The sequence below is a fragment of the Streptomyces sp. NPDC102278 genome (genome assembly GCF_044766345.1).
Classification (GTDB): Bacteria; Actinomycetota; Actinomycetes; order Streptomycetales; family Streptomycetaceae; genus Streptomyces.
In genome coordinates, this window is record NZ_JBIWLV010000013.1 from 179,586 (window position 1) to 192,958 (window position 13,373).

A 13,373-nucleotide genomic window follows, 5' to 3' on the forward strand; every position below is an offset into this window, starting at 1 on the left:
CAGTATGGCGAAGAAGCACGTGTACGCGGTGGTGAACCCCGCCGGCGGCAAGCTGGTCAAGGAGTACCCCACCGCGACGGACGAGGTCGTCGAGGCGGGGCTCGACTCGGCGGCGAACGCCTACGCGCACTGGTCGAGGCAGACCTCCGTGGCAGAGCGCGCCCAACTGTTGAACACCGTCGCCACCCTGCACGACGAGCGCAGCGGGCACCTCGCCGAAATCATCCACCGGGAGATGGGCAAGACGGTGGACGAGGCCGTCGGGGAGGTCGAGTTCAGCGCCTCGATCTACCGGTACTACGCCGAGAACGCGGAAAAGTTCCTCGCCGACGAACCGATCGAGCTCCTGGAGGGAGAGGGCGCCGCTTTCGTCCGTCGCCAGCCGGTCGGCGTGCTGCTGGGGATCATGCCCTGGAACTACCCGTACTACCAGGTGGCCCGATTCGCCGCACCCAACCTCGCGCTGGGCAACACCATCGTGCTCAAGCACGCGTCGCAGTGTCCGGAGTCGTCCGCGGCTCTCCAGCAGCTGTTCACGGACGCGGGCTTCCCCGAGGGCTGTTACGTCAACGTCCACGCCACCGGCGAACAGATCGGTCGCGCCATCGCGGACCCCCGCGTGCAGGGCGTCTCCTTCACCGGTTCGGAGCGGGCCGGCGCGGAGGTCGCCGAGAAGGCCGGGCGCAGCCTCAAGAAGGTGGTGCTCGAACTGGGCGGCTCGGACCCCTTCATCGTGCTGTCCACCGACGACCTCGACGCCACCGTCCAGGCTGCGGTCGAGACCCGCTTCGAGAACGCCGGGCAGGCGTGCAACGCCGGGAAGCGCTTCATCGTCGCCGAGGACCTCTACGACGCCTTCCTCGACAAGTTCACCGAGAAGGTGCTCGCCCTGACCGACGGCCTGGCGCCCCTCTCCTCGGTCGCCGCCGCCGAGTACGTCGAGGAACAGGTCGGGCGAGCCGTCGACGAGGGGGCGACCTTCGTCTCCGCACGAGAGCGCGAAGGGGCGTACTTCCCGCCCGGCGTGCTGACGGGCCTTCCCCCGGCCTCGCCGTCGGCCGCCGAGGAGCTCTTCGGCCCGGTCGCGACCGTCTACCGGGCCGGATCCGAGGACGAGGCCGTCGAGCTGGCGAACGACACCCCGTACGGGTTGGGCTCCTACGTGTTCACGACGGACGCCGAGCAGGCGCTGCGCGTCGCCGACCAGATCGACGCAGGCATGGTCTTCATCAACGGCGTCGGCCTCGAAGGCGCCGAACTGCCTTTCGGTGGGGTCAAGTTGTCCGGTTTCGGCCGCGAACTGGGCCGGGCGGGAATCGACGAGTTCGCCAACAAGAAGCTCATCCGCACCGCTCGGACGTGATCGCCCCAGAGCAAGGAGGGAAGCCTTTCATGACCATCGAATTCGACGCCGCTGTCTTTAGGACGCCGAACGAACCACTGACCATCGAGCGAGTGACGATCCCCTCGACGCCTCCGCCCGGCGAGGTGCTCGTGCGGCTCCGGGCGAGCGGGGTGTGCCACAGCGACCTCCACGTCCTCCTGGGCGAATGGGAGGTTCCTTCGCCGATGATCCTCGGCCATGAGGGCGCCGGGATCGTCGAGAGTGTCGGCGAAGGCGTCACGACGCTTAAGGAGGGCGACCACGTCGTGCTGTCCTGGACGCCTTCCTGTCGCCGCTGCCGCTACTGCATCAGTGGCAGGCCCGTCCTCTGCGACATGGTCAGCCGGCACTCGGCGAACCACCTGTCGTTCGACGGTCGGTCCCGGATCACGTCCACCGAAGGGGGGGACGTCCTCAGTTTCGCGGGCCTCGGAACGTTCGGCCAGTACACCCTCGTGCCCGAATCGGGTGCGATCGCCATCCGGGACGACGCCCCGTTCCCGCAGTCGGCTCTGGTCGGATGCGCCGTCACGACCGGTGTCGGCGCGGCCGTCAACACCGCCGGCGTGCGGCCGAGCGACACCGTGCTGGTCCTCGGCTGCGGAGGCGTCGGCCTGAACGCGATCCAGGGGGCCCGGCTCGCCGGCGCGCGGAAGATCATCGCCGCGGACATCTCCGACGAGAAGCTCGAACAGGCACGTGTCTTCGGTGCGACCGACCTGATCAACAACGCCCGCGAGGATTTCGCGGGCCGGGTGTACCAGCTCACCGACGGACGCGGTGTGGAGATCGCCATCGAGGCCATCGGGCTGCCCCGCACCATCGAGTCGGCCTACGAGGTCCTGGCCCGGGGCGGCACGGCGGTGGTCGCCGGGCAGGTGGCGGATGGCCTGAGGATCTCCATCGATCCCTTCGTCATGTCCGATCAGGAACTGTCGCTCATCGGCTCGAACTACGGATCGAGCAAGCCGGCGTCCGACTTCCCGCTGCTGATCGACCACTACATGAACAACCGCATCGATCTGGATTCCCTGGTGACGAGCGTGATCGGTCTTCAGGACATCAACGAGGCATTCGACCAGATGAAGCACGGCATCGGCATCCGCTCGGTGATCACGTACTGAAAGGCAGGGGCGATCTCATGGCCCTGGAATCATCACGCTCGGCCTTCGAGCGAGCCCGCCGCAGCGTCGGCGGGGGTGTGGGGTCGGGCCTGCGCGCCGCGATGCCTCCCCATCCGCTCTTCGTGCGCGAGGCGCGGGGCGCACACGTCTGGGACCTGGACGGCGACCGGTACATCGACTACGTGATGGCCTGGGGCCCGCTCGTCCTCGGTCACAGCGACCCGCGCGTGGTGTCCGAGGTGGCCGAGGTCGCGACGAAGATGCAGGTCGTCGGCACCGGCCACCCGCTCGAGTACCTCGCGGCGGAAGCGGTCCTCGAAGCGGTACCGCACGGCGAGCGACTGCTGTGGAGCAACACCGGGACCGAAGCGGTGCAGGTGGCACTGCGCCTCGCGCGCGCCGCCACCGGGCGGCGCCGCGTCCTGAAGTTCGCCAAGAGTTACCACGGCTGGCACGACACCGTGTACGCCGGGATGTCCGAGGACGACTGCGATCGCCCCGCCACCGCCGGCGGGCCGGGGCAGTCGGCCAGCGTGCTGGACGACCTGGTCGTGGCGCGCTTCAACGACGTACAGCTGGCCGAGCGCCTGCTGGGCGAGGCCGTCGAGCGCGACATCGCGGCCGTGCTCATCGACCCGGTGATGAGCAACGCCGGCGTCGAAGCCCCCTCACCGCAGTTCCTGTCGACGCTGCGCACCCTCTGCGACCGGCACGGCGTCGTCCTCGTCTTCGACGAGGTGATCGCCGGGTTCCGGATCGCCCGGGGCGGGGCGGCCGAGAAGTACGGCGTGCTGCCCGACCTGTCCGTCTTCGGAAAGGCGATGGCCGGCGGCTTCACCCAGAGCGCCGTCGTCGGCCGGGCAGAGCTGGTCGATCAGGTGACGTCCGGCGTCGTGCACGCCGGAACCTTCAACGCCAACCCGATCGCACTGGCGGCCGTCGCGGCGACGATGCGCGTCCTGGCCGATCCCGCGGTCTACGAGCAGCTCGAACGGACCTCGTCCGAGTTCGAAGCCCTCGTCGGCGCCGTTCTCGGTTCATCGCCCGACTTCGGCAGCTTCAACCGGGTCGGCTCGCTCCTCCAGTACGTACCCGCCGGTGGCGCCACGGGGCTTCACGGAACCAGCGGACTCTGGGCAGTGATCCTCGAAGGGATGCTGCGGCAGGGCTTCCTGTTCATGCCGTCCGGCAAGGTCTTCCTCAGCACGGCGCACACCAGCGCCGACATCGAGGCGACGGCCGAGGCCCTCGACCGGCTCCTGCGGAAGTTGTGACGCCCGCATCGAGCCACGCGTAACCCCCCACCCGCTCCGAGCCAGGCCGCGTGTTCTGTTCCCCCGCGGCCTGGCCCGGTCCACCTTCCCGGAAGACACCATGCTGAACCTCTCGGTCGTGCTCGAGGACTCCGCCCGCACGCACCCGAACCGGGACGCCGTCGTCCTCGGCACGACGCGTCTCACCTACGCCCAGGTCGACGCCGCCGCCAACCGGGTCGCCAACCTCCTGGTGGACCGCGGCATCTGGCCCGGCGACAAGGTCGCGCTCAGTTGTCCGAACGTGCCCTGGTTCCCGATCGTCTACTACGGGATCCTCAAGGCCGGCGCGGTCGTCGTACCGCTCAACGTCCTGCTCAAGGGCCGGGAGGTCGCCTACCACCTCGCCGACTCGGAGGCGAAGGCGTACTTCTGCTTCGAGGGTGACGCGGGCCTGCCGATGGGTGCGGAGGGACACGCCGGCTTCTCCGAGGCCCCGGGCTGCGAGGAGTTCTTCCTCATCACCGCCGACCCCGCGGCGGACAGCCCGATCGAGGGCGTCGAGACCCTGGACACCGCGCTGCGGGGCACCGCGCCGACGTTCGACAGCGTCGGGACCTCGGGTGACGACCCGGCTGTGCTGCTCTACACGAGCGGTACGACAGGACGGGCGAAGGGTGCCGAACTCAGCCACGCCAACCTGGTGCTCAACGCCTTCGCGTGCAATCGGCTGTTGGACAACCAGTTGGCCTCGGACACCCATCTGCTGGTGCTGCCACTGTTCCACTCCTTCGGGGCGACCGTGCAGATGAACGCCGGCTTCTCGACGGCGAGCACACTGGTGCTGCTGCCACGGTTCGACGCCCGGCAGACGGTGTCCCTGATGCAGCGGGAGGACATCACCGTCTTCGCGGGCGTCCCCACCATGTGGTGGGGCCTGCTGCAGGCGCTCACCGACGACGTCGACGTCGAGAGGATCGCGAGGAACCTGCGCGTCGGCGTCTCCGGCGGCGCCGCGCTCCCCGCGGAACTCGTCAAGCAGGTCAGGGAGCGACTGGGCGTCCAGGTCCTGGAGGGCTACGGCCTCTCCGAGACCTCGCCGGTGGTGACCTTCAGCGATCCGGCGCGAGAGCCCCGACCCGGCTCCATCGGCGTGCCGATCTGGGGTGTGGAGGTCAAGCTCGTCAAGCCGGACTGGTCCGAGGTCGAGGACGACGGCACGGGAAGCGCCGTCGGGGAGATCGCGGTCAGGGGCCACAACGTCATGAAGGGCTACCACGGCCGACCCGAGGCCACCGCCGAAGCCGTCAGGGACGGCTGGTTCCGCACCGGTGACCTGGCCCGCAGGGACAAGGACGGCTTCTACTACATCGTCGACCGGGCGAAGGACCTGATCATCCGCGGTGGCTTCAACGTGTACCCGCGCGAGATCGAGGAGGTCTTGATGACGCACCCGGCGGTCGGCCTGGCCGCGGTCGTCGGCGTGCCGCACGAGAGCCACGGCGAGGAGATCAAGGCGTTCGTCATCCTCGACCAAGGCGCCGAGGCCCGTCCCGACGAGCTGATCGCCTGGGGCAAGGAGTAGATGGCCGCCTACAAGTACCCGCGCATCGTCGAGGTCGTGCAGACGCTGCCGATGACGTCCACCGGAAAGATCCTCAAGCGCGAACTCACGTGACCGGCGCGCCAAGCGCACGGACACGGGTGGGAAGGACGACAGATGACAGTGGATGAAGGTCGGCGGCGGGACACGTTCCCCGACGGGTCCGGTACGGGGACGGACGCGGCACCCGGCTCACTCGTGGCCGCCTGGAAGGCACGCGTGGCGAAGAACCCGGAGGGCACCGCGCTCCGCTTCTTCGACGGTGCCCTGACCGCGCGGGAGGTGGACGCGGCGTCGGACGCCCTGGCCGCCGCGTTCGAGGCGCGCGGGACCGGCCGGGGTGACCGCGTCGGGGTGTACCTGCAGAACGTCCCGCAGTACGCGCTGGTGCTGCTGGCCCTGTGGAAGCTGGGGGCCACGGCACTGGGACTCAATCCGATGTACCGGCGCCAGGAACTCCGTCGGATCGTCGAGGACGCCGGGGCGGTCGGCGTCGTCTGCGCGGACGCGGACGTCCACGAGACGCTGGGCACGCTGGCGGGGAGCACGGTGCGCTGGCTGATCAGCACGTCGGCGCTGGACTACCAGTCGAGGAACGATCCGCGGGTCTTCGCGTCGACGGAACGCCACGCCCCGGCGCCGGACGGCGACCTGGTGGCGCTGATAGGCGAGTTCGAGGGCCGCAGCCCCTCGCCCGTGGGGCCGACCCCTGACGCCGTCGCGTTCCTGACGTACACCTCGGGCACGACGGGGCCGCCGAAGGGCGCGATGAACACCCACGGCAACGTCCTGAGCGTGGTGGCGACCTGCGCGTCGTGGATGGGGGTGGGCGACGGGGACGTCGTCTTCGCCATGGCCCCGCTGTTCCACATCACCGGTGCCGTGGTCAACGCGACGATCTCCCTGCTCACCGACACCACGCTCGTCCTGGCGGGCCGTTTCCACCCCGAGGTCGCCCTGGACGCCTTCGCCGAGCAGGGGGTGACCTACACGATCGGCTCCATCACCGCGTACAACGCGATCTTCCAGCTGCCGCAGGCCGGACCGGAGCACTTCGCGTCGGTGAAGGCCCTGTACTCCGGGGGCGCGCCGATCCCGCCGGCGACCGTCGAGCGGTTCCAGGAGCGGTTCGGCGTCTACCTCCACAACGGCTACGGGATGACCGAGACGACGTCCGCCGTCATCGCCGTACCGCCGGGGGACAGAGCGCCGGTGCATACGCCGAGCGGGACCTTGTCCATCGGCAAGCCCCTGCCGCACCTCACCGCGCGCGTCGTGGACTTGCACGGTGACCCGGTGCCGAGCGGTGAGCAGGGCGAGCTGGAGCTGAGCGGGCCGCAGATCGTTCCTGGGTACTGGGGGAAGCCCGAGGCCACTGGTCACACGATGCCGGAGGGCCGGCTGCGTACCGGTGACGTCGCCGTCATCGACGAGGAGGGCTGGGTCTACCTGGTGGACCGGCTCAAGGACCAGATCAACGTGTCCGGGTACAAGGTCTGGCCGCGCGAGGTCGAGGACGCCCTGTACGAGCACCCGTCGGTCCTCGAAGCCGCGGTCGTCGGCCGGCCGGACGACTACCGCGGCGAGACCGTCGTCGCCTACGTCTCGCTCAAGACGGGCCAGCACGCCACGGCCGAGGAGCTGATCGCCTTCTCCCGTGACCGGCTGGCCGCCTACAAGTGCCCCCGCACGATCCACTTCGTCGCCGACCTGCCCAAGACCCAGAGCGGCAAGATCCGCCGCGCCGAACTCCGCAGGACAGGCGCCACCGAGCCGTCCGCCCCTTCGAAGGACTGATCCGTTGAACCAGAACAGCAGCGGTCAGGGCCGGTTCGCGGGCCGCACCGCCGTCGTGACCGGAGCGAGCCGGGGCATCGGTCTCGCCGTCGCGGAACGGCTCGTCGCCGAAGGCGCACGGGTCTGCCTGACCGCGCGCAAGGCCGGGCCGCTCGAAGAGGCCGCCGCCGCTCTTCCCCCGGGCAGCGTCGTCACCGTCGCCGGCAGGGCGGACTACCCCGGGCACCGCCGCGAGGTCTTCGACACCGTCGCACGCGAGTTCGGGGGTCTCGACGTCCTGGTGAACAACGCGGGCATCAACCCGGCGTACGGTCCCGTCATCGGCCTGGACCTCGACGTCGCCCGCAAGGTCCTTGAGGTCAACGTCCTGGCCACTCTCGCCTGGGTGCAGGACGCGGTGGCCCACGCGAAGCTCGGATTCACCGAACGCCGCGGCACCGTCGTCAACCTCTCCTCGGTGACCGGCGACACCCCGTCACCCGGCATCGGGCTCTACGGGGTGAGCAAGGCGGCGGTGTCCCACCTGACCCGGACCCTGGCCGTCGAGCTCGGCCCGGAGATCCGCGTCAACGCGGTGGCCCCCGCCGTGGTGAAGACCCGGTTCGCCGAAGCCCTGTACGAGGGCAGGGAGACCGAGGTGGCCGCGGACTACCCCCTGCGGCGACTGGGCGAACCGTCCGACATCGCCTCCGCCGTGGCCTTTCTGGCCTCGGAGGACGCCTCCTGGGTCACCGGCCACGTCCTCACCGTCGACGGCGGCCTCACGGTCGCCGGCGGCACCGCGTAACGACCGAGCCCACCCGACAAAGGACAGCCATGACTTACCCTCATCTTCCGCCGGAGATCACGGAACTGCGGGAGCGCACCCGCCGGTTCATCCGCGAGGTCGTCATCGACGCCGAGCCCGCACCGGGTGGACGTCTCGACCAGGCCACCCGTGACCGGCTGCAGACCGCGGCGAAGGAGGCCGGCGTCTTCGCGCCGCTCGTGCCGAAGGAGTACGGCGGGCAGGGCCTGCCCCTCGCGCACTGGTCACCGATCCTCCAGGAGGCCGGCTACTCGCCGATCGGTCCCGTCGCGATCAACTGCATGGCTCCCGACGAGGGGAACATGCACATGCTCAACCTGATCGCGACCGAGGAGCAGAAGAAGCGGTATCTCACGCCGCTGGCCGCGGGAGACGTCCGGTCCTGCTTCGGCATGACCGAGCCCCACCCCGGAGCCGGTTCCGACCCGGCCGCGCTACGGACCACGGCCGTGCGTACCGAACGCGGCTGGATCATCGACGGCCACAAGCGGTTCACCAGCGGCGCTGTCGGTGCCGGGTTCTGCATCGTCATGGCGCGCACCCCGGCCGTCGACGGCTCCCCCGAGGGCGCCACCATGTTCCTGGTCGACATGACCAACCCCGGCATCCGGGTCGGCGAGGCGATCCACACCGTCGACCGTTCCATCGACGGCGGCCACCCGCACCTGTACCTCGAGGATTGCTTCGTCCCCGACGACGCCGTGCTCGGCGAGGTCGGACTCGGCTTCCGCTACGCCCAGGTCCGGCTCGGGCCCGCGCGTCTCACGCACTGCATGCGGTGGCTGGGGCTGGCGCGCAGGGCGCACGACACCGCCCTTGACCGGGCCGCGAAGAGGGAGCTGTTCGGCGGCCCGATCGACACGCTCGGCCTGGCCCAGCACCTGATCGCCGAGTCCGTCATCGACATCGAGACCTCCGACGCCGTCATCACCAAGACCGCTGCGCTGCTGCACACCGACCCGAAGGCAGGCTCGGCGCTGTCGTCGGTCGCGAAGGTGCACTGCTCGGAGGCGATCTTCCGGGTGATCGACCGCGCCATCCAGATCTGCGGCGGCGACGGCGTCTCCGACGGGCTCCCGCTGGCGCAGTACCTCAACGAGGTCCGCCCGTTCCGCATCTACGACGGCTCCAACGAGACCCACCGGTGGGCCATCGCCCGCCGGGCCTCCGCCGCCCGCGGCGCCGCCGTCCGGGCCGGCGAGCCGTACCGGGGCGACGCCGTCGTCGGCCGGGACGGGGGCGCGTGATGCACACCGTCCCCGACGGCATCGAGGTCGTTGCGAGTGGGGAGGGGGCCCGCCCCCTCGACAGCCCTCCGCTGCTGGTCCTCGACGCGGTCACCGGCTTCCTCGACACCCACGGCATCGGCAGCGGCCCGCTCGCCTGGCAACGCATCGGCGACGGCCAGTCCAACGTCACCTATCTGATCGAGCGCGGTGGCGAGTCCGTCGTCCTGCGCCGCGGCCCGCGCCCGCCGCTGCCGAAGTCGACGCACGACATGGTGCGCGAGGCCCGCATCCAGAAGGTCCTCCACGGACACGGGGTTCCGGTGCCCGAGATCATCGCCGTCTGCGAGGACGAAGCCGTCCTGGGCGTACCGTTCTACCTCATGTCCCGGGTCGACGGGACGGTCATCACCGACACGGTCCCGGCCCACCTTTCCCCCGCCGAACAGCGCCGGGCCACCAGCGAGGCGGTCGTCGACACCCTCGTCGCCCTGCACCGCATCGACGTGAGCCAGGGGGACCTCGACTCCCTGGGCCGCCCCGAGGGGTATCTCCGCCGCCAGGTGGAGCGGTTCCGCGGCCTGTGGGAGATCAACACCACCCGCAACCTGCCGGCAGTGGACCGCATCGCCGACTGGCTCGCCCGCAACCTGCCGACCAGTCAGGCCGCATCGGTGGTGCACGGGGACTACCGCATGGGCAACCTCATGTTCGCCCCTCAGGCCCCGGCCAGAGTCCTCGCGATCCTGGACTGGGAGATGGCCACACTCGGCGACCCGCTCGCGGACCTGGGGTACCTCACCGCCACCTGGTCCGAGGCGGGCAGCCCTCCCACGCCGCTCGAACTCACCAAGGTGACCCGGTCGCCCGGTTACCTCACCCAGCGCCGGCTGGCAGAGCGCTACCAGCGCCGTACAGGCCTCGATCTGACCGCGCTCCCCTGGTACCAGACCCTCGCCCTGTGGAAGGCAGCGATCTTCTGCGAGGCCATCCACACCCGCTGGCAGCGTGGTGAGCGCCCGAACGACACGGCCTTCGGACCGTCGCTCGAAACGGGTGTCCCACGGCTGCTGGAGCGGGCCGGGCGATACGCCGGCCTGACGGCGACCACCCGCCGCTGACACCCGACGCCTCCCGCTGCGGGGCTCTTCACCGACCTCGCCGCGGCCAGGCCGCCTTGCTCCGACATCACACTGGGGCCGCTGCTCGGCGACGAGAGCCGGCGCCACCCCCTCTGCGGAGACCGCACCGCCGTCGAGCCCCCGCGGTTGCAGCCATGGAGTTCCGACCGGTACGGAGCGAGGCCGCCCGGCTCCCACGCTCGTCCTCAACGGCTGCCACCGCCCATCGCCGCCCTCGCACCGTGTACGTCTTCCTTTTCTTCAGAGAGAGGTCTCGTGCCCTCCGCTTCCTCCCGGCATCCTTCCCGCGACACACGGGTGCTGGTCACCGTCAACGCGCTGCCGCTCGCCGTCGGCGTCCTGCTGTCCTGCTCCGCGGCCCTCGGAGAGATCTCCGCGTACGGACGTCTCACCCTCGGCATGGCGTGGGCGCTTGCACAGCTCGCCGTCCTCGTCGCCGGGACCTGGTGGTACGAGAACCGGGTCGCGTCCTCCTTCGAACCGGCCTCGGGAACGACCGCCGCCGCTCGTTCGGCCGGGGGCGCGTGGTGACGACGCACCTCCTGAGCGTCGGCTCGCCCGACCTCATCGGCACCGACGCGAGGGGCGCGGTCATCAGCGCCTTCCTCGTCTTCATCGGCCTCTGCCTCCTGTGGGTCTTCACGCTCGCCACGCAGGACGACGACCCGGAGCGCCTCTACGTCGCCGGCCGATCCCTCCCGCCCGTATTCAACGGCGTCGCAATGGCGGGGGAACAGATCACGGTCGTCCTTCTGGTCTCGCTGCCGGGAGCCATCGCCCTGTTCGGCTACGACGGAGTCTCGACCGCCGTCGACAGTGCCCTCGCACTCGGCGTCTTCCTGCTCCTCGCCTCCAGGATCCGCGCGACCCGCCGCTACACCCTGGGCGAGTTGTTCTCCCTGCGTGCCGAGGGGCCGGGAACACGGATCGCCGGTGCGGTGGTGACACTGTGCATCGCCGTGCCCCTGCTCATGGTCCAACTGCGTGCCGGCGGCATCACCGCCGCTCTTCTGATCGGCATGCCGACCGAGCGGGCCCAGGTGGTGTGCACGGTGCTGATGGGGTTCCTGGTCACGTGCTTCGCAGGAGTGGCCGATCTGCGCGGCACCAGTTTCGTCCAGGCCGTCAAGGTGCCCGTAGTCCTGGCGACGCTCGCCGCGATGTCCCTGCTGGCGCTCCGCCTGTTCGACTGGAATCCTGGATCGCTCCTGTCGGCCGCCATGGACAAGAGCATGTCGCCGGACGGTTATCTCAGCCCCGGCATGTGGACGCACACCGCCGGCTTCGGGACGCTCGGCACGCTCAGTGACCACATCGTCGTCATCCTGGGCACCGCGATGATGCCCCACCTGCTCCTGCGGGTCAGCGCCAGCCGGGATGTACCCGCCGCTCGGCGCTCACTGAGCGTCGCCGTAAGACTGACCGGCCTCTTCTACCTGCTCCTGATCACAACCGGCTTCGCCGCAGCCGCGGTGGTGGGCGGCGGACGCATAGGGGCGGTCGACGCGAAGGGACAGGGAGCTCCGATCTTCCTGGCGTCGGAGGTACTCCCCCAGCACTCCACCGGCCGGGTCGTGCTCATCACCCTCGTGGCCTGTGTCGCCTTCCTCGCGGTCCTCACGGCCGTGGCGAGCGTGACCTTCGCCGCCGCCGTCTCCGTGACCCGCGACCTGGTGGGGCAGAAGGGCCGTACCAGGATCGGGATCGGAGAGCCGACGGTCCTGCGGCTGTCCGTCGTCGTGCTCTGCGCCGTGAGCCTTCTCCTCACCACCGCCGTGCACCGCTACCCCATCGAGTTCCTCCTCGCCTTCTCGCTGAGCCTCGCGGCCACCTGCGTGTTCCCTGCACTCGTCTACTCCTTCTTCTGGACCGGCTTCGACCGCCGAGGGCTGCTGTGGCTCGTCCACGGAGGGCTGTCCCTCTGCGTGCTCCTGACCCTCGCCTCCCCCGCCGTGTCCGGAACGAGATACGCACTGCTGCCGGAGCAGGACTTCAACCTGTTCCCGCTCCACACCCCCGGGCTGGTCTCCGTCCCTGCGGCCTTCCTCCTCGGATGGCTCGGCAGCGCGCGTCCCTGGGAGCGGACCGCACGGCACCGGCACACGGCGTCGGAACCGGCTCCTGACCGTGGCGCCCCGGGGCGCGCACCGGCTCCGACGAGAACGTCGTGAGCGGATGGCTCCGCCGTGCCCGCGACCGGCCGGTGCATGGTGCACCGGACCCGGGCGGAGCAGGTGCCCGCTGTCGTTCTCGCCGGCGGCCCCGACTGGCGACAGTGAGGCCAACACCACAGGACCAACAGAGAAACGCGCGGTCGATCAACCGCGATGCGCATCGAGGGAGAGGACACGCATGACCACACAGAAGAAGGCCCAGGCCCTGACATCCGTGGCGAACGACACGCCGGCGGAGGAGATCCTCAAGATCGTGACCCGTGACGGTGGCGTCATCGTCACGGGCTTCCTGACGCAGGAGCAGATCGCCCGCTTCAACGCCGAGATCGAGCAGCCGCTACAGGCGCTCGATCCGGGGTCCACCCACGAGAACGAAATCGTGGCCGCGTTCCACGGCAAGAACACCAAGCGCCTCACGAACCTGGTGACGCACAGCGCCACGTTCCGCGGCGAGGTCACTTCCTGGTCGCCCTGACCGATTTCACGGAGGAGAACGGGGCCACCCGCGTCATCCCCGGAAGCAACCACTGGAGCGACTTCGAGGACCGAGGGACTCCCGAGCAGACGATTCCCGCGATCATGGACGCCGGAGACGTCCTTCTCATCAGCGGCAAGACCGCGCACGGCGGTGGGGCGAACCGGACCGGCGACGAGTACCGGCGAGGCCTCGCCTTCACGTTCAACGCGGGCTTCCTCACCGGCGAGGAGGCGTACCCCTTCCTGGTCGACAGGGAGGTCGCCAAGACGCTCTCGCCGCGTGTCCAGCGCATGCTCGGCTTCCGCTCCCAGTACCCCACGGGCTCTCCCGGCCTGTGGCAGGTCGACTACGCCGATCTGGGCGACCACCTCGGCCTCTGAGGCC

At 70.0% G+C, this 13,373-nt stretch carries 12 protein-coding genes; all 12 read left to right on the forward strand.

Features of this window, described 5'->3' with window-relative positions; all coding sequences use genetic code 11:
* Positions 1-4: 4 nt before the first annotated feature.
* The 12 genes from ACIRO3_RS27850 to ACIRO3_RS27905 all read left to right on the forward strand — a co-directional run bounded on the left by ACIRO3_RS27850 (position 5) and on the right by ACIRO3_RS27905 (position 13,369).
* Positions 5-1,363: an NAD-dependent succinate-semialdehyde dehydrogenase gene (locus ACIRO3_RS27850; RefSeq protein ID WP_404141392.1), complete on the forward strand. Its 1,359-nt coding sequence runs from the start codon at positions 5-7 to the stop codon at positions 1,361-1,363.
* Positions 1,364-1,392: 29 nt separating this feature from the next.
* A complete protein-coding gene (locus tag ACIRO3_RS27855) occupies positions 1,393-2,508 on the forward strand; it encodes a Zn-dependent alcohol dehydrogenase (RefSeq protein WP_404141396.1) in 1,116 nt (371 codons plus the stop codon).
* Between the two features lie 17 nt (positions 2,509-2,525).
* Positions 2,526-3,782 (forward strand): aspartate aminotransferase family protein, encoded by a 1,257-nt coding sequence (locus ACIRO3_RS27860; protein WP_404141398.1) that lies wholly within the window; start codon positions 2,526-2,528, stop codon positions 3,780-3,782.
* Between the two features lie 100 nt (positions 3,783-3,882).
* Positions 3,883-5,346: a long-chain fatty acid--CoA ligase gene (locus ACIRO3_RS27865; protein ID WP_404141400.1), complete on the forward strand. Its 1,464-nt coding sequence runs from the start codon at positions 3,883-3,885 to the stop codon at positions 5,344-5,346.
* 135 nt (positions 5,347-5,481) lie between these two features.
* On the forward strand, positions 5,482-7,161 hold the full coding sequence (locus ACIRO3_RS27870; RefSeq protein ID WP_404141402.1) for a class I adenylate-forming enzyme family protein: 1,680 nt from the start codon (positions 5,482-5,484) through the stop codon (positions 7,159-7,161).
* Between the two features lie 4 nt (positions 7,162-7,165).
* Positions 7,166-7,948: an SDR family oxidoreductase gene (locus tag ACIRO3_RS27875; RefSeq protein WP_404141404.1), complete on the forward strand. Its 783-nt coding sequence runs from the start codon at positions 7,166-7,168 to the stop codon at positions 7,946-7,948.
* 29 nt (positions 7,949-7,977) lie between these two features.
* Complete coding sequence (locus ACIRO3_RS27880; protein ID WP_404141406.1) at positions 7,978-9,216, forward strand: acyl-CoA dehydrogenase family protein; 1,239 nt, start codon at positions 7,978-7,980, stop codon at positions 9,214-9,216.
* Entirely contained in the window at positions 9,216-10,316 is a 1,101-nt protein-coding gene (locus ACIRO3_RS27885) for a phosphotransferase family protein (protein ID WP_404141408.1), read from the forward strand. Before ACIRO3_RS27880 ends, ACIRO3_RS27885 begins: the two co-directional genes overlap by 1 nt.
* Positions 10,317-10,592: 276 nt before the next feature.
* Positions 10,593-10,868, forward strand: a complete 276-nt coding sequence (locus ACIRO3_RS27890; RefSeq protein WP_404141410.1) for a hypothetical protein — start codon at positions 10,593-10,595, stop codon at positions 10,866-10,868.
* On the forward strand, positions 10,865-12,508 hold the full coding sequence (locus ACIRO3_RS27895; protein WP_404141412.1) for a transporter: 1,644 nt from the start codon (positions 10,865-10,867) through the stop codon (positions 12,506-12,508). The genes ACIRO3_RS27890 and ACIRO3_RS27895 overlap by 4 nt, the downstream gene beginning before the upstream one ends.
* Positions 12,509-12,689: 181 nt before the next feature.
* The gene (locus ACIRO3_RS27900; RefSeq protein ID WP_404141414.1) at positions 12,690-12,986 is read left to right on the forward strand and encodes a hypothetical protein; all 297 of its coding nucleotides are present in this window, start codon (positions 12,690-12,692) and stop codon (positions 12,984-12,986) included.
* On the forward strand, positions 12,983-13,369 hold the full coding sequence (locus ACIRO3_RS27905; protein WP_404141443.1) for a phytanoyl-CoA dioxygenase family protein: 387 nt from the start codon (positions 12,983-12,985) through the stop codon (positions 13,367-13,369). Before ACIRO3_RS27900 ends, ACIRO3_RS27905 begins: the two co-directional genes overlap by 4 nt.
* Positions 13,370-13,373: the final 4 nt, after the last annotated feature.